Below are 15,424 nucleotides of genomic sequence, written 5' to 3'. Positions count from 1 at the left end.
GCTTACAGGCCCTTGACGGCGAAGATGCCGTTGGCGTTGCGCCAGTAGCCTTTGTAGTCCATGCCGTAGCCGAAGATGTAGCGGTCGATGCATGGCAAGCCGACGAAGTTGGCCTTCAGGTCCGGGCTGGCCTTGCGGTCATGCTCCTTGTCGATCAGCACGGCGGTATACACCTCACGGGCGCCGGCATGCTTGCAGAACTCGATGATCGCGCTGAGGGTGTGGCCCTCGTCGAGAATGTCATCGACGATCAGCACATCGCGGTCAATGAACGATACTTCCGGCTTGGCCTTCCAGAACAGCTCACCGCCGCTGGTCTGGTTGCGGTAGCGAGTGGCGTGCAGGTAGGACGCTTCCAGCGGGAACTGCAGATGGGTGAGCAGCTTGCCGGCGAAAATCAGGCCACCGTTCATGACGCAGAACACGACCGGGTTCTTGTCATGCAGCTCGCGGCTGATGTGCTCGCCTACCTTGGCAATGGCCGCTTCGACCTCGGCTTCGTTGTACAGGCAGTCAGCTTCGCGCATGACTTGGCGGATGTGCTCGAGATCGGCGGACATGGCGCTCCCCAGGGGTCGGAATCGGAAAAGCGGGCAAAGGTACGCATCCGCTGGCCTCAGATCAAGCGTTTATGGACTAACGTGCACAATGACAAAGCGACAGCTCAGGCTGAATAGATTAATCTAGCGCGGTTTTTTTGCCCGCCTTCCGGAGCCCTCCCCCATGCCTACTCGTGAGATCCGCCATCCGCTGATCCGCCACAAGCTCGGCCTTATGCGCCGTGCCGATATCAGCACCAAGAACTTTCGCGAACTCGCCCAGGAAGTCGGCGCCCTGCTGACTTATGAGGCCACCCAGGACCTGCCACTGGAGTCCTACGAAATCGACGGCTGGAGCGGTAAAGTCCAGGTCGAGAAAATCGCCGGCAAGAAGATCACTGTAGTACCGATCCTGCGTGCCGGCATCGGCATGCTCGACGGCGTGCTCAGCCTGATCCCGGGCGCCAAGGTCAGCGCCGTGGGCGTTGCCCGCAACGAAGAAACCCTCGAAGCGCACACCTACCTCGAGAAACTGGCACCGGACATCAACCAGCGCCTGGCACTGATCATCGACCCGATGCTGGCCACCGGTGCGTCGATGGTCGCCACCATCGATCTGCTGAAAAAAGCCGGCTGCAAGGAGATCCGCGCGATGGTGCTGGTGGCGGCCCCCGAGGGTATCGCCACAGTCGAGAAGGCCCACCCGGATGTGAGCATCTACACCGCCTCGATCGACGAGCGCCTCAACCAGCACGGCTACATCATCCCAGGCCTGGGCGATGCCGGTGACAAGATCTTCGGCACCAAGCAGAAGGACGCCTGATCATGCAGGACGGCTTCAACGACCCGCTCTGGCGCCAGGTCGTCTCGGGCGCGCAGATGCTCTTCGTGGCATTTGGCGCGCTGGTGCTGATGCCGCTGATCACCGGCCTCGACCCTAACGTGGCGCTGTTCACCGCCGGCATCGGCACCTTGCTGTTCCAGCTGGTGACGGGCCGTCAGGTACCGGTGTTTCTCGCCTCGAGCTTTGCCTTCATCACCCCAATCATCCTCGCCAAGGGTCAGTTCGGCCTGGCCGAGACCATGGGCGGAGTGATGGCGGCAGGCTTCGTCTACACCTTCATGGGCATGATGGTGAAGATCAAGGGCACCGGTTTCATCGACCGCATGCTGCCGCCGGTGGTGATCGGCCCGGTAATCATTTCAATCGGCCTGGCGATGGCGCCGATTGCCGCCAACATGGCCATGGGCAAGGGCGGCGATGGCGCCGTGCTGATTCCGTACCAGACCGCGATGCTGATTTCCATGCCGGCCCTGCTTACCACCCTGATCGTGGCCGTGTTCGGCAAAGGCATCTTCCGCCTGGTGCCGATCATTGCCGGGGTCCTGGTCGGTTTTGCCATGGCCTTTGCCTTTGGCGTGGTCGACACAGCCAAGATCGCTGCGGCGCCTTGGCTGGCGATCCCGCATTTCACCGCGCCAGCGTTCAACTGGCAGGCGATTCTGTTCATCGTTCCGGTGGCCCTGGCGCCGGCAATCGAGCATATCGGTGGAGTGATTGCTGTCGGTAGCGTGACTGGTCGCGACTACCTGAAAAAGCCCGGCTTGCACCGCACGTTGCTGGGCGATGGCCTGGCCACTACTGCTGCCGGCCTGTTCGGCGGGCCGCCCAACACGACCTACGCGGAAGTGACCGGTGCGGTGATGCTGACCAAGAACTACAACCCGAAGATCATGACCTGGGCGGCGGTGTTTGCCATCACCCTGGCGTTTGTCGGCAAGTTTGGTGCGCTGCTGCAGAGCATTCCGGTGCCGGTCATGGGTGGGATTCTGTGTCTGCTGTTTGGCTCGATTGCGGCGGTGGGGATGAATACCATGATCCGCCACAAGATCGACCTGAGCGAGGCGCGTAACCTGGTGATCGTTTCGGTGACGTTGGTGTTCGGGATTGGCGGGGTACTGATTGGCAGCGGAGATGGGCCGGATGACTGGGGCCTGAAGGGGATTGCGCTGTGTGCCATTGTGGCGATTGTGTTGAATCTGTTGCTGCCTGGGAATGATGGGTGGAAAAACAACAAGCTTGATGATCAGTTGCCTTGAGAGGTGATTGGGTGACCCAGCTTTGTTGGGGCTTATCCGGTATTTTTTTTACCTGACTTGAGGTTGCCGGGACCGCAGCATGTCGCAAGCTTTTGACTGTGGCCCTTGATCTGCGCCAGCGCAGCGAGGCGTGCCCTTGATCTTGATCTTGATCTTGATCCACCGGCGACTCAGGAGGCCGAGCGCAGGTCTTGCGAAGGGAGGTGACGGCCATGGATGGCCGGCAAGCGCTGCGGGCCAGGAGGCCCGTACAGCGCGGTCCTCCCGAGAGCAAGGCCGGAGCGAGGGAACCCCGCAGCGCAGCGAAGGGGCCGGATGTGGAGCCAAGCCTTTTTTTGGTTACTTTTTTGGGGCGTTTGCCAAAAAAGTGACTCGCCGTAAGGGCGAAAGGGGCCCGAACAGCCAATAAATCAAATGGATAGTACGAAAGGGTCCGGCACTATCACCATTAGAAACCGGCCCCAAACCTCAAGCCCCCTCACAAAGCCCAGCCAACGTCCGAGCCCACTGCGGATGATCATTCAAGCAAGGCACAAGCACCAACTCCTCCCCCCCAGCCTCGATAAACTGCTCCCGCCCCCGATCCCCGATCTCCTCGAGCGTCTCGATACAGTCAGCAACAAACGCCGGGCACATCACCAGCAACCGCTTCACCCCAGCCTTGGCCAACTCATCAAGCCGCGTCTCGGTATAAGGCTCGATCCACTTGGCCCGCCCCAACCGCGACTGGAACGACGCCGACCACTTGCCATCCGCAATGCCCATCGCCTTGGCAAACGCCGCCGCACTGGCCAGGCACTGCGAGCGATAGCACACGGCCCGCACATTGGCACACGCCTGCTGGCAGCAATCGGCACTCTGGAAGCAATGGTTGCCGGTCGGATCAAGCTTCTTCAGATGCCGCTCAGGCAGCCCATGGAAGCTCAACAACAGATGGTCATAGTCATCCTGCAGATACGGCCGCGCACTGGCCACCAACGCATCGATATAGCTCGGCTGATCATAGAACGGCTGCAACACCCGCATCTCCAGCGGCAACTGGTGCTGCGCTATGGTCTGCGTCGCCAGTTCGATCACGGTGGTTACCGTGCTGTCAGCGAACTGCGGATAGAGCGGCGCCAGCGTCACCTTGCGTACGCCCTGCGCAGCCAGGCGCTTGAGCACCTCCGGCAGCGCCGGCTGGCCATAGCGCATGGCCACTTCCACCGGGCCGTGCGGCCAATGCGCATGCATGGCGGCTTGCAGACGACGGGTCAGCACCACCAGCGGCGAGCCCTCATCCCACCAGATCGATGCGTAGGCATGAGCCGACTGCTCAGGGCGCTTGATCAGGATCAGCGACACCAGCAAGCGCCGCACCGGCCACGGCAGGTCGATCACGTACGGGTCCATCAGAAACTGGTTGAGGTAGCGGCGCACGTCGGCTACCGAAGTGGAGGCTGGCGAACCCAGGTTGACCAGCAGCAGGGCATGATCGGTCATGCAGCGTCCTATGTCAGAGGCGCCCGGACAGGTTGTCCAGCGCCGATTGCAGATCGTTGAAACGGAAGGTGAAGCCAGCCGCCAGCAAGCGCGTCGGGCGCGCGCGCTGGCCACCGAGAAGCAAAGTCGACAGCTCGCCCAGCCCGGCCTTCAACACCAACGCCGGCACGGGCAACAACGCAGGTCGATGCAGCGCCTTGCCCAGGCATTTGGCAAAGGTACGGTTGCGCACAGGCTCTGGCGCGCAGGCATTATAAGGACCGCTGGCGTCGTTGTGGCGCATGAGAAAATCTATCAGAGCGATCTGATCATCTATATGGATCCACGGCATCCACTGCCGACCACTGCCCAGCGGCCCGCCCAGGCCGAGTTTGAACGGCAGGCGCAGGCGCGACAAAAAGCCGCCATCGCTGGCCAGCACCAACCCGGTCCGCACCAGCACCACGCGTATGCCAAGCGCTTGAGCACGCTGCGCGGTCTCTTCCCAGGCGATGCACAGCTGGCTGGCGAAGTCCTCCTTGACCGGTTGCGCAGCCTCGGTCAGCTCGCGCTCACCGCCATCGCCATACCAGCCCACTGCTGAGCCTGACACCAGCACTTCAGGGCGCTGCTCGCGCTTTTGCAGCCACGCCAGCAACTGCTCGGTCAAAGTAATGCGGCTGGCCCAAAGCAGGTTGCGCCGCGCTGCGGTCCAGTGCCGGTCGGCAATCGGTGCGCCGGCCAGATTGATCACTGCGTCGATTGGGTCATCGGCATCCAGATCATCCAGCTGGGCGATACCGCGTACGCCGCTGCCACAAAGCATCGGCACCTGTTCCGGGCGCCGGCTCCAGACCGTCAACCGATGGCCCTGGCCAGTCCACAGATGGCAAAGATGCCTGCCGAGCAAACCGGTACCGCCTGTCAGCAATATATGCATGGCTGTGTCCTCGCAGATCGTCGGGGTGGTCTATTTTTAACAACAAGGCACTTTCTTGACCGCACGCTCTCGGATAAACATAGGCCAAGCTGGCCTATAGAGCGGAATAACCTTATACAAACTTTACGCATTGTACAGGTTTGCAAGACCGCGTAATCTGCTTCGAGCAAGGTTAGAAGAGGCCATCATGACAGTACCTATTGCCATCATTGGTGCCGGCATTGCCGGCCTTTCCGCAGCCCAGGCCCTGCAGGCCGCCGGGCAGACTGTGCACTTGTTCGACAAAGGCCACGGCAGTGGTGGGCGGATGGCCAGCAAGCGCAGCGATGCCGGTGCGCTCGACCTGGGCGCACAGTACTTCACTGCCCGCGACCGGCGCTTCGTCGAGCAGGTGCAACAGTGGGAAGCCGCTGGCCATGCCGCGCAATGGAAGCCGCAGCTGTACAACTATCGCGATGGCGTCCTCAGCCCTTCCCCAGATGAGCAAGTGCGCTGGGTCGGCGTGCCGCGCATGAGCGCCATCACTCGCGGCCTGCTCAAGGACGTCACAGTCAATTTCGGCTGCCGCATCGCCGAGGTGTTTCGCGGCAAGCAGTACTGGCACCTGCAGGATACCGAAGGCTGCAGCCACGGCCCCTTCAGCCGGGTCGTGATTGCCGTGCCCGCACCGCAAGCCACGCCACTGCTGGCAGCAACCCCAAAATTGGCAGCGGTCGCCGCCGGCGTGCAGATGGAACCCACCTGGGCCATCGCCCTGGCCTTCGAGACGCCACTGCAAACACCCATGCAAGGTTGCTTCGTGCAGGACAACCCACTCGACTGGCTGGCGCGCAACCGCAGCAAACCAGGGCGCGACGAGCAGCTCGACACCTGGGTGCTGCATGCCACGTCAGACTGGAGCAAGCAGCACATCGACCTGAGCAAAGAGCTGGTGATCGAGCAGTTGAGCGGCGAATTTGCCGAGCTGATTGGCTGCGCGGTGCCGGCCCCAACCTTTGCCCTGGCCCACCGCTGGTTGTATGCCCGCCCCGCCGCTGGCCATGAATGGGGGGCGCTCGCGGATGCTGACCTGGGCTTGTACGCCTGTGGCGACTGGTGCTTGTCTGGCCGGGTCGAAGGCGCTTGGTTGAGTGGCCAGGAAGCGGCAAGACGCTTGCTCGAGCATCTGGAATAGACCTGGCTGTAAATCTGTACAGAAAAAACTGTTTGCATAAGTGCGTGGCTGTGCTGGAATAGACTTGTACACAAGGAGCAACCTTGTACAAGTTTTCTGGAGGCAGCGATGAACGCGTCGGCGAAACCCCGCATTGGCATCAGTGCCTGCCTGCTCGGCGAGAACGTGCGCTACAACGGCGGGCACAAGGCTTCCGAACTCTGCTTGAGTGCTTTCGAAGCGCACTTCGACTGGGTACCGTTGTGCCCTGAGGTCGCCATCGGCCTGGGTATTCCGCGCGATCCTATCCGCCTGGTAGGTGATCCGCAGCAGCCCGAAGTGGTTGCAACGCGCAACCCCGGCGCCAACTACTCTGCCCCACTGCGCGCCTACGGCGAGCAGATGGCTGATGAAATCGGCGATGTCTGCGGTTATATCTTCATGCAGAAGTCGCCCTCATGCGGCCTGGAGCGGGTTAAGGTCTATCAGGACAACGGCCACCCTGCGCTCAAAGGTGGCCGCGGTGCCTACGCCGACGCTTTCTGTGCGCGCCGCCCCGATCTGCCGGTCGAAGAGGAGGGCCGCCTGCATGATCCGGTACTGCGGGAGAATTTCATCAGCCGCGTGTATGCCTACGCCGACTGGCAGCAGCAACTGGCTGCGGGGCTGAGCCGGGGTGCGTTGGTGAGTTTCCATTCGCGGTACAAATACCTGCTGATGGCCAACAACCCCAAAGCCTATCGCGAGCTTGGCCGGATGTTGGGCAGCATGCGCAAGGATGCCGACCCGCAGCAGGTCGGCGCGCAGTACTTCAGCCTCCTGATGCAGGCACTGCGCCGCCCGGCAAACCGTGGCACCCATTGCAACGTGCTGCTGCACCTGAGCGGTTATCTGCGCGATGCGCTGGACCAGGGTGACCGCGCCGAGCTGCAGCAGGTGATCGGCCAATATCAGCAAGGGATCGTGCCATTGGTAGTACCGATGACCCTGCTCAAACACCACCTGCGGGTGCATCCAGACCCCTACCTCAGCCAGCAGGCCTATCTGCAGCCCCACCCCGAAAGCCTAGGTTTACGCAATGCAGTCTGAAGATTTGATGCCCATCGGCGAGCTTGCTCGCCGCACTGGGGTAAACCCGGTCACCTTGCGCGCCTGGGAGCGCCGCTATGGTTTGCTCAAGCCGCAACGCACGGCCAAGGGGCATCGTCTGTACGGCTCCGACCAAGTCGAGCAGGTGCAGGCGATCCTGCGCTGGCTCGAGCGTGGTGCTTCGGTCGGCCAGGTCCGTGAGCTGCTTGAACACGCCCCAAGCGTTGCCCCACAAGGGGACTGGCAGTTGCGCGAGCAGGCGTTGATCGAAGCGGTGGGTAACTTGTCCCAGCGCACCCTCGACCAGCAGCTCAATCAGGCCATGGCGCTGTACCCGGCCGTCACGCTCTGTGAACAGCTGCTGCTGCCGTTGCTGCACAGCCTCGCCCGGCGCTGGCAAACGCATTTCAACGCCCGCCTCGAGCAGGCGTTTTTTCACACCTGGCTGCGCAGCAAGTTCGGCGCACGGGTGTATCACGACAATCAGCAGCTTGCAGGGCCGCCGGTGCTGTTGGTGGTCGACAGCGATCGCGGCTTTGACGCGCATCTGTGGCTGTGCGCCTGGCTGTTTACCAGCAGTGGCCGCGCCGTCGAGGTGCTCGAGTTCGCGGTCGCCGGCGCGCAGCTGCAACGCGCCGTGAGCGAGCTGCAAGCGCAGGTACTGGTACTGCTGCTCGGCCCGCGCGTTGACTATGCCTCCCTCGAGCGCGCACTGCATGGCATCGACGCGGCAAAACTACTGGGTGGCGAAACAATTGCCCTGCACCAGACCCAACTGGAAGCCATGCAGCAACCCGGCCTGTCCCTGTTCGACACACCGCAGGCCGCCTTGCGCCTGCTTCAGCGACTTGCGCTCACCCCGCCAGAGACGACTCCTTCATGCAATTGATGTGGCTGCGCAGCGACCTGCGCATCGATGACAACAGCGCCCTCAGCGCTGCCTGTGAACGCGGCCCCACCGTGGCCGTGTGGATAGCCAGCCCCGCGCAATGGTTGAGCCATGACGATGCCCCGTGCAAGGTCGACTTCTGGTTGCGCAACCTGCGCGAGTTAAGCCAATCACTGCAGCAACTGAACATCCCGCTGCTGATTCGCCATACAGACGACTGGGCTCAGGTGCCGCAAGTGCTGCTCGATATCTGCCGAGAGCACGCGGTGGAAGCAGTGCACTGGAATGACGAATATGGCGTCAACGAGCAACTCCGCGATGAGTGCGCAGAGGCCCTGCTGCGCAGCAGCGACATCAGCGTGCATCGTTACCTTGATCAGTTGCTGCTCAACCCCGGCACCGTGCTGACCAAGGCCGGCCAGTATTTTCAGGTGTTCGGCCAGTTCAAGCGTGCCTGCCTCGAGCGTCTGCAGCATGGCATGCCTGCCATGGCCAGCAGAGTTGCGAAACAAGCTGCGACGAAGATCGCCAGCGACCCGATCCCAGCTGGCTTCGACGGATTTGCCGAGCCCACTCAGGCGTTGCGGGAATTGTGGCCCGCCGGTGAAAAAGAAGCACAGCGGCGCCTCGCCGAGTTTGCCGAACACAGCATCGATGATTACCTGCAACTGCGCGATTTACCGGCTGAACCCGGCACCAGCCAGTTGTCCGCATACCTGGCAGCGGGGGTAATTTCCCCTCGGCAGTGCCTGCATGCGGCGTTGTCGGCCAATCGCGGCGAGTTCGACAGCGGCAGTGCCGGCGTGCAGACCTGGATCAACGAACTGCTCTGGCGTGAATTCTACAAACACATCCTGGTCGGTTATCCACAGGTCTCCCGCCACCAACCATTCCGCGCACACACCGCTGCCCTGCCCTGGCGCACTGCACCGGAAGATTTGAAGGCCTGGGAACAAGGCCGCACCGGCTTCCCCATCATCGACGCAGCGATGCAGCAACTGCTGGCAACTGGCTGGATGCATAACCGCCTGCGCATGATCGTCGCGATGTTTCTGAGCAAGAACCTGCTGATCGACTGGCGCCACGGAGAGCGGCACTTCATGCGTCATCTGATCGACGGCGACCTGGCCGCCAACAATGGTGGCTGGCAGTGGAGCTCATCGACCGGCACCGACTCGGTACCGTACTTCCGCATCTTCAATCCGGTGACGCAGTCGCAACGTTTTGATCCCAAAGGGCGCTTTATTCGTCAGTGGCTCCCCCAATTGAAGGCCCGCGACGATAAATCCATTCATTTGCCCATGAAATCTGCTGATCTTTTTGCTACAACCTCTTATCAGAGTCCAATTGTGGATCTCGCAAGCAGTCGCCAGCGCGCATTGGAGGCCTTCAAGGGCTTACCCGCTCGGCAGGATTAGAGGGCAGTGTGTGACACACACCAGGCCACCGAGGCCGCTGCACAGGTGCAAGCGGTCTGGGGCGCGCTGGATGCTCTGATCATCAATGCCGGAACCTTTGATTACCTCGCGCCCGAGCTTCTGCAGGCGGATAGCATCGATTTGACCGTGGTCGCACCACAATCACTGCAGGCGCCGGTCACAGCCGCGCATGCCATCCCCGAACAATGGACAGCCGAAACCGCAGCGCAAGTGCTGGTCAGCAGCCTGGCTGAACGGGAGTCGGAACTGGTGTTGGAAGTGTGGAGCCTGAGCAGCCTGTGGCCGTTACCGCGCTAGAGCGGTTCCGGGGCCGCCTGGCGGCCCCGGCTACCTGACGGCGCGCTTACAGCGCCATACGGTAATGCAGCGAGTAGCTCTCTACACCATCATTGGGCTGCTTGATCCCAGCATTGGAGTAGTGGATCGCGCGCACGCCGATCTCGTGGCCGCCAGCAAAGCGCAGGCCGAAGCCGATGCGGTCTTCGAACTGGAACGACGAGCCCAGGTCATTGCTTTCCAGCTTGGTGCGCGAAAACGCAGCGACACCGATGCCTGCTTCGATGTACGGCTTGACGCTGTCACCGGCGAATTCATAGACGAATACCGGCGCGAACGACAGGCTGTGGTTGCTGGCAGTGGTGTCGCCGTCCCAGAAGGTATAGGCGCCATCCCAGTAGCCGGTTACCCGACCAACACTGGTTTGCCACCAGCTGGCATCCCAGTTCGATTGCAGGCCCAGGCGGTAGACCATGGTGGAGTCGCCGGTCTGCCCTACCGAGAGCGACACGTCCGCCGCCTGCGCCGTTGTCATTTGCCCCATTGCGAAGGCGGCAGCCGCCGCCAAACCAAGCAGTTTCTTCATGAGAAACATCCCTTTCATTTGCTGTTTTAAGTGTTATGCCTCATCGGCACCTAGTAGAAATCAAAGCTTGTACGATAGTTCAGCTTTCTAGGTGGCTTTTCACATTTTTTTTACAGTGGGAAGCTTCGCACACTGTCGGACTTCTTCCACAACAAAGGTAGGATTTTTCTTAAATTGTCCGGATCACTGCTGGTCCAGAAGGCGGTCTGCTGCGCCGGCCCCTCTGCCAATAGGTCGCGTTCGCCGAGCAAACGCTGAAGTTGCCGGGCCACCGCAGCGCCGGTATCGATGATCGCTACATCTGCCGGAACCAGTTCGGCCAGTAGCGGGCGCAAGAAGGGATAATGCGTACAGCCCAGAATCAGCGTGTCACAACCCGCCTGCAGCAGCGGTTGAACATAGCCTGCGAGCAACTGGCGCAACTCGGCGCTGATCAGGTCACCCGCCTCGATCCGCTCGACCAACCCCGGGCAGGGCTGGGTGATGACGCGGACGTCGCTGGCGAAGCGGTCGAGCAAGGCGGCAAATTTGGCACTTTGCAGAGTACCGGTGGTGGCCAGCACTCCCACTACGCCTGAACGAGTCGCCGCCGCCGCCGGTTTGACCGCAGGTTCCATCCCCACCAACGGCCACTGCGGGTACTGCTCGCGCAGATCGGCTACGGCGGCCACGGTCGCGGTATTACAGGCCAGCACCATCGCCTTGGCACCTTGCTGCTGAAAAAACTCAGCGATATGGCGCAAGCGCTGGCGGATGTAGTCAGGGGATTTTTCGCCGTAGGGCACGTGGCCACTGTCGGCCACGTAGAGCAGTGATTCGTTGGGCAGTCGGCGCTGGATCTCGGCGAGCACCGACAAACCGCCGACCCCCGAGTCCATCACGCCGACCGGCGCCGAGCGCTCAGCCATGGCGCTGAGCGCACACGGCGCAGGCCGGGTCACGCTTGACCCGCAGTTCGCGCATGCGCGTAGTCAGCGCATCGATCAGCAGCAGGCGACCGACCAGCGGCTCGCCGAATTCGGCCAGCAGCTTGAGTGCTTCAAGTGCTTGCAGGCTACCGACCAGGCCTACCAGCGGGCCGATCACGCCGGCTTCGCTGCAGGTCAGTTCGGCCTCGCTGCCGTGGCCATACAGGCAGTGGTAGCAAGGGCTGGTATCGCGCCGGGTGTCGAACACCGACAGCTGGCCTTCGAGGCGAATCGCCGCGCCGCTGACCAGAGGCCTGGCCGCAGCTACGCACGCGGCATTGACCGCCTCGCGGGTGGTGAAGTTATCCGAGCAATCCAGCACCACATCGACCGCTGACACAGCCGCTGCCAGGGAATCCTCGTCCAGCGCCAAGCGGTGCGCAACCAGCTTGATCTCCGGGTTGATCGCCTGCAGCCGCCTGATCGCCGAGTCGACCTTGCCCATGCCGACACTGTCGGTGTCATGGATGATCTGCCGCTGCAGGTTGGTCAGGTCGACCGTGTCGAAGTCGGCCAGATGCAGCTCACCAACCCCCGCCGCTGCCAGGTACAACGCCACCGGCGAGCCGAGGCCGCCGACGCCGACCACCAGCGCCTTGCTCTGCTTGAGCCGCAACTGGCCGTCGATATCCACTTGAGCCAGCAGGACCTGCCGGCTGTAGCGCAGCAGTTCCTGATCACTCAGCATGGCAGGCGCCCCAGCGAGATGCGTTCGTGGCCGCCCAGGTCACGCCGGCTGGCGACCTCGGTGAAGCCCTGTTGGCTGAGCAGTTCACGCACAGCATCAGCCTGATCGTAGCCGTGCTCAAGCAACAACCAGCCGCCTTCGACGAGGTGCTCAGGCGCCTGAGCGATGATCACGCGCAGATCATCCAGGCCATCGTCACCTGCCACCAGGGCACTGCTCGGCTCGAAGCGCACATCGCCAGCGACCAGATGCGGGTCGGCAGCACGGATATACGGCGGGTTGCTCAGAATCATCGCGAAGCGCTCGCCAGCCAGGGCATCAAACCAGTGGCTCTTGCGCACCTCGACGTTGCTCAACTGCAAGCGCTGACGATTACGCTCGGCCAGCGCCACGGCGGCGTCGATCCGGTCTACGGCGACCACCTGCCAAACCGGGCGTTCGCTGGCCAGGGCCAAGGCGATCGCGCCGGTGCCAGTGCCCAGATCGAGCAACCGCGCCGGGCCGCCGGCTTGCAGCTCGAGGGCGGTTTCAACCAACAGCTCGGTATCGGGCCGCGGGATCAGGGTGTCTGGCGCAACCTCGAGGTCGAGCTTCCAGAACCCCTGCTGACCGAGAATATAAGCCACCGGCTCGCCGTCACGGCGGCGCGCGAGGTAGTCGGCAAACACCTGCGCGGCCTCACTGCTGACGATGCGCTCAGGCCAGGTGTGGAGAAAGCTGCGCGACTTGCCCAGGGCAGCCGCCAGCAGCAACTCGGCATCGAGCCGTTCGGTCGGCGAATCTGGCAACTGTGCGTTGCGCAGCAGGCTGGCAATAATGGTCATCAGTCCCCCAGGGCAGCCAATTGATCGGCCTGGTATTCGGCCAGCAACGGTTCGATCACGGCATCGACGCCGCCGGCGAGGATGTCATCCAGGGAGTACAGGGTCAGGTTGACGCGGTGATCGGTCACCCGTCCCTGTGGATAGTTATAGGTGCGAATGCGCTCGGAGCGGTCACCCGAGCCGACCAACAGCTTGCGCTCGCTGGCAATGGCGTTCTGCGCAGCGCTGGTCTGGATGTCGTTGAGCTTGGCCGACAGCCAGGACATGGCGCGGGCGCGGTTCTTGTGCTGGGAACGCTCTTCCTGGCACTCGACCACGATGCCGGTCGGCAAGTGGGTGATGCGGATCGCCGAGTCGGTCTTGTTGATGTGCTGACCGCCAGCACCGGAGGCCCGGTAGGTGTCAACGCGCAGGTCAGCCGGATTGATCTCGATCGCCACCTGCTCGTCGGGCTCGGGCAGCACTGCCACGGTGCAGGCGGAGGTATGGATACGCCCTTGCGATTCGGTCTCCGGCACCCGCTGCACACGGTGCGCGCCGGACTCGAACTTGAGCTTGGCGTAGACGTTGTCGCCTTCGATGCGGGCGATGATCTCTTTATAGCCGCCGTGCTCGCCGACGTTCTCGGACAGAATCTCCAGGCGCCAGCCGCGCTTCTCGGCATACCGCGAGTACATGCGGAACAGGTCGCCGGAGAAAATCGCCGCCTCGTCGCCGCCGGTGCCAGCACGGATTTCCAGGAACACGTTGCGACCGTCGTTGGGGTCCTTGGGCAGCAGCATGCGCTGCAGCTGCGACTCCAGCTCGACCAACTGCTCCTTGGCTTCGCGGACTTCCTCGACGGCCATCTCGCGCATGTCCGGGTCGCTGTCCTTGAGCAGCGCCTGCGCACCCTCGAGGTCAGCCTGGACCTTGCGCCATTCCTGGTAGGCGCTCATCACCGGCTCGACTTCGGCGTATTCCCTGGAATAGGCCCGGAAGCGCGTCTGGTCGGCAATGACCTCGCCGTCACCGAGCAGAGCAGTCAGTTCCTCGAAGCGGTCCTGGAGGATATCCAGTTTATTCAGCAGCGACGCTTTCATTGCGGGGGTTTGTCCGTGGAGCCCTCGTTGAGGGCAAAGAGTTCCTGGGCCATGGCCAGCGCATCGACGCGGCCCTCGGCCGAGAGCTTTTTCAGCTGCACGCTGGGTGCGTGCAGCAATTTGTTGGTCAGCCCTCGGGCCAGCTGGGCCAGCACGTCCTCCGGGTTGCCGCCGTTGGCCAGCAGCCGCTGGGCCTTCTGCAGCTCTTCATCGCGTAGCCGTTCACTTTGCTGGCGGTAGGCCTTGAGCACGTCGACCGCAGCCAGCTCGCGCAGGCGAACCATGAAGTCGCCGGCGCCGGCCGCAACCAGCTCTTCGGCAGCTTGCGCCGCGCCCTGGCGACTCTTGAGGTTTTCGGCGACGACATCGTGCAGGTCATCAACGGTATACAGGTAGACGTCATCCAGCTCGCCGACCTGCGCTTCGATATCCCGCGGCACGGCAATGTCGACCATGAAGATCGGCTTGTGCCGGCGTTGCTTCAGCGCGCTTTCGACCGCGCCCTTGCCCAGAATCGGCAACTGACTGGCAGTGGAACTGATGACGATATCGCTGTGTGCCAGCTCCTGAGGGATGTCCGCCAGCAGTACGGCATGGGCGCCGAACTGCTCGGCAAGCATGCTTGCCCGCTCCAGGGTACGGTTGGCCACGACGATACGGCGCACGCCCTGCTCATGCAGATGGCGGGCAACCAGGGTGATGGTTTCGCCAGCCCCGATCAGCAGCGCCTGGCTACGGCCCAGGTCACTGAAGATCTGCTTGGCCAGGCTGACCGCGGCAAACGCCACCGACACCGGGTTTTCGCCGATCGCGGTGTCGGTCCGTACCTGTTTGGCGGCGCTGAAGGTGGCCTGGAACAGGCGCCCCAACAGCGGCCCGATGGTGCCGGCCTCACGCGCCACGGCGTAGGCCGACTTCATCTGGCCGAGGATCTGCGGCTCGCCCAGCACCAGCGAGTCCAGCCCGGAGGCGACCCGCATCATGTGCCGCACGGCGTCATGTTCCTCATGCACGTAGGCGCTTGCGCGCAGTTCATCTACGCTGAGCTGGTGGTAGTCGGCCAGCCATTGCAGCACCGCGTCGGCGGTCAACTGGTCCTGCTCTATGTAAAGCTCGCTGCGGTTGCAGGTCGACAGGATCGCTGCCTCGCGGCTGGCGGTCAGTCGGCAGAGCTGCTGCAGGGCGTCGACCAGCTGCTCGGGCGTAAACGCCACGCGCTCGCGTACGTCTACCGAGGCAGTCTTATGGTTGATACCAAGTGCAAGAAAGGCCATGCAAGGTCGCTGGTTGTGACGTGAAGCCGATAATTGTCCTACTTCGCAGGTTCCAGAACAACCACCGTTCACTATTGTCGTAATAGATCGTGGCCATGATGGCCACTACACGCGCC

At 62.5% G+C, this 15,424-nt stretch carries 16 protein-coding genes; 7 read left to right on the top strand and 9 right to left on the bottom strand.

Annotated features, from left to right (window positions below; genetic code table 11):
• Window positions 1-2 precede the first annotated feature (2 nt).
• Window positions 3-560, bottom strand: a complete 558-nt coding sequence (locus tag K3F44_RS23875; RefSeq protein ID WP_101316521.1) for a hypoxanthine-guanine phosphoribosyltransferase — start codon at window positions 558-560, stop codon at window positions 3-5.
• A gap of 163 nt (window positions 561-723) precedes the next feature.
• Here K3F44_RS23875 and upp point away from each other — a divergent pair, with 163 nt between their 5' ends.
• Both upp and K3F44_RS23865 read left to right on the top strand, forming a co-directional pair.
• Entirely contained in the window at window positions 724-1,362 is a 639-nt protein-coding gene (gene upp / locus K3F44_RS23870; RefSeq protein WP_101316519.1) for a uracil phosphoribosyltransferase, read from the top strand.
• Between the two features lie 2 nt (window positions 1,363-1,364).
• Entirely contained in the window at window positions 1,365-2,639 is a 1,275-nt protein-coding gene (locus K3F44_RS23865; protein ID WP_103436044.1) for a uracil-xanthine permease family protein, read from the top strand.
• 468 nt (window positions 2,640-3,107) lie between these two features.
• Here the strand turns inward: K3F44_RS23865 and hemH are convergent, their stop codons facing one another.
• Window positions 3,108-4,121 (bottom strand): ferrochelatase, encoded by a 1,014-nt coding sequence (gene hemH, locus K3F44_RS23860; RefSeq protein ID WP_181108298.1) that lies wholly within the window; start codon window positions 4,119-4,121, stop codon window positions 3,108-3,110.
• Window positions 4,122-4,134: 13 nt separating this feature from the next.
• A complete protein-coding gene (locus tag K3F44_RS23855) occupies window positions 4,135-5,040 on the bottom strand; it encodes a TIGR01777 family oxidoreductase (RefSeq protein ID WP_220633089.1) in 906 nt (301 codons plus the stop codon).
• A gap of 187 nt (window positions 5,041-5,227) precedes the next feature.
• Here K3F44_RS23855 and K3F44_RS23850 point away from each other — a divergent pair, with 187 nt between their 5' ends.
• The 5 genes from K3F44_RS23850 to K3F44_RS23830 all read left to right on the top strand — a co-directional run bounded on the left by K3F44_RS23850 (window position 5,228) and on the right by K3F44_RS23830 (window position 9,907).
• A complete protein-coding gene (locus K3F44_RS23850; RefSeq protein ID WP_101316511.1) occupies window positions 5,228-6,214 on the top strand; it encodes an NAD(P)/FAD-dependent oxidoreductase in 987 nt (328 codons plus the stop codon).
• 108 nt (window positions 6,215-6,322) lie between these two features.
• On the top strand, window positions 6,323-7,282 hold the full coding sequence (locus K3F44_RS23845; RefSeq protein WP_101316510.1) for a DUF523 and DUF1722 domain-containing protein: 960 nt from the start codon (window positions 6,323-6,325) through the stop codon (window positions 7,280-7,282).
• Window positions 7,272-8,171, top strand: coding sequence for a MerR family transcriptional regulator (locus K3F44_RS23840; protein ID WP_220633088.1), 900 nt, complete (start codon window positions 7,272-7,274; stop codon window positions 8,169-8,171). The genes K3F44_RS23845 and K3F44_RS23840 overlap by 11 nt, the downstream gene beginning before the upstream one ends.
• Window positions 8,162-9,589: a deoxyribodipyrimidine photo-lyase gene (gene phrB, locus K3F44_RS23835; RefSeq protein ID WP_220633087.1), complete on the top strand. Its 1,428-nt coding sequence runs from the start codon at window positions 8,162-8,164 to the stop codon at window positions 9,587-9,589. Before K3F44_RS23840 ends, phrB begins: the two co-directional genes overlap by 10 nt.
• A gap of 6 nt (window positions 9,590-9,595) precedes the next feature.
• Window positions 9,596-9,907: a hypothetical protein gene (locus K3F44_RS23830; protein WP_220633086.1), complete on the top strand. Its 312-nt coding sequence runs from the start codon at window positions 9,596-9,598 to the stop codon at window positions 9,905-9,907.
• A 46-nt stretch (window positions 9,908-9,953) separates the two neighbouring features.
• Here the strand turns inward: K3F44_RS23830 and K3F44_RS23825 are convergent, their stop codons facing one another.
• The 6 genes from K3F44_RS23825 to hemA all read right to left on the bottom strand — a co-directional run bounded on the left by K3F44_RS23825 (window position 9,954) and on the right by hemA (window position 15,308).
• The gene (locus K3F44_RS23825; protein ID WP_220633085.1) at window positions 9,954-10,472 is read right to left on the bottom strand and encodes an acyloxyacyl hydrolase; all 519 of its coding nucleotides are present in this window, start codon (window positions 10,470-10,472) and stop codon (window positions 9,954-9,956) included.
• Window positions 10,473-10,582: 110 nt separating this feature from the next.
• Window positions 10,583-11,380, bottom strand: a complete 798-nt coding sequence (murI, locus tag K3F44_RS23820; RefSeq protein ID WP_220633084.1) for a glutamate racemase — start codon at window positions 11,378-11,380, stop codon at window positions 10,583-10,585.
• The gene (locus K3F44_RS23815) at window positions 11,373-12,128 is read right to left on the bottom strand and encodes a molybdopterin-synthase adenylyltransferase MoeB (protein ID WP_101316498.1); all 756 of its coding nucleotides are present in this window, start codon (window positions 12,126-12,128) and stop codon (window positions 11,373-11,375) included. The genes murI and K3F44_RS23815 overlap by 8 nt, the downstream gene beginning before the upstream one ends.
• Complete coding sequence (prmC, locus tag K3F44_RS23810; RefSeq protein WP_101316496.1) at window positions 12,122-12,952, bottom strand: peptide chain release factor N(5)-glutamine methyltransferase; 831 nt, start codon at window positions 12,950-12,952, stop codon at window positions 12,122-12,124. Before prmC ends, K3F44_RS23815 begins: the two co-directional genes overlap by 7 nt.
• Window positions 12,952-14,034: a peptide chain release factor 1 gene (prfA, locus tag K3F44_RS23805; RefSeq protein ID WP_101316494.1), complete on the bottom strand. Its 1,083-nt coding sequence runs from the start codon at window positions 14,032-14,034 to the stop codon at window positions 12,952-12,954. Before prfA ends, prmC begins: the two co-directional genes overlap by 1 nt.
• Window positions 14,031-15,308 (bottom strand): glutamyl-tRNA reductase, encoded by a 1,278-nt coding sequence (gene hemA / locus K3F44_RS23800; protein WP_101316492.1) that lies wholly within the window; start codon window positions 15,306-15,308, stop codon window positions 14,031-14,033. The genes prfA and hemA overlap by 4 nt, the downstream gene beginning before the upstream one ends.
• Between the last annotated feature and the right edge of the window lie 116 nt (window positions 15,309-15,424).

Source organism: Pseudomonas sp. S07E 245, from assembly GCF_019599025.1.
Taxonomy (GTDB): domain Bacteria; phylum Pseudomonadota; class Gammaproteobacteria; order Pseudomonadales; family Pseudomonadaceae; genus Aquipseudomonas; species Aquipseudomonas shirazensis.
Note: the sequence above shows the minus strand (reverse complement) of the source record. Positions and strands in the feature narration are given on the sequence as shown.

Bases quoted from the DNA above. Each gene is read 5' to 3' on its own strand.
- K3F44_RS23875 (WP_101316521.1), bottom strand. From the start codon at position 560: ATGTCCGCCGATCTCGAGCACATCCGCCAAGTCATGCGCGAAGCTGAC.
- upp (WP_101316519.1), top strand. From the start codon at position 724: ATGCCTACTCGTGAGATCCGCCATCCGCTGATCCGCCACAAGCTCGGC.
- K3F44_RS23865 (WP_103436044.1), top strand. From the start codon at position 1,365: ATGCAGGACGGCTTCAACGACCCGCTCTGGCGCCAGGTCGTCTCGGGC.
- hemH (WP_181108298.1), bottom strand. From the start codon at position 4,121: ATGACCGATCATGCCCTGCTGCTGGTCAACCTGGGTTCGCCAGCCTCC.
- K3F44_RS23855 (WP_220633089.1), bottom strand. From the start codon at position 5,040: ATGCATATATTGCTGACAGGCGGTACCGGTTTGCTCGGCAGGCATCTT.
- K3F44_RS23850 (WP_101316511.1), top strand. From the start codon at position 5,228: ATGACAGTACCTATTGCCATCATTGGTGCCGGCATTGCCGGCCTTTCC.
- K3F44_RS23845 (WP_101316510.1), top strand. From the start codon at position 6,323: ATGAACGCGTCGGCGAAACCCCGCATTGGCATCAGTGCCTGCCTGCTC.
- K3F44_RS23840 (WP_220633088.1), top strand. From the start codon at position 7,272: ATGCAGTCTGAAGATTTGATGCCCATCGGCGAGCTTGCTCGCCGCACT.
- phrB (WP_220633087.1), top strand. From the start codon at position 8,162: ATGCAATTGATGTGGCTGCGCAGCGACCTGCGCATCGATGACAACAGC.
- K3F44_RS23825 (WP_220633085.1), bottom strand. From the start codon at position 10,472: ATGAAGAAACTGCTTGGTTTGGCGGCGGCTGCCGCCTTCGCAATGGGG.
- murI (WP_220633084.1), bottom strand. From the start codon at position 11,380: ATGGCTGAGCGCTCGGCGCCGGTCGGCGTGATGGACTCGGGGGTCGGC.
- K3F44_RS23815 (WP_101316498.1), bottom strand. From the start codon at position 12,128: ATGCTGAGTGATCAGGAACTGCTGCGCTACAGCCGGCAGGTCCTGCTG.
- prmC (WP_101316496.1), bottom strand. From the start codon at position 12,952: ATGACCATTATTGCCAGCCTGCTGCGCAACGCACAGTTGCCAGATTCG.
- prfA (WP_101316494.1), bottom strand. From the start codon at position 14,034: ATGAAAGCGTCGCTGCTGAATAAACTGGATATCCTCCAGGACCGCTTC.
- hemA (WP_101316492.1), bottom strand. From the start codon at position 15,308: ATGGCCTTTCTTGCACTTGGTATCAACCATAAGACTGCCTCGGTAGAC.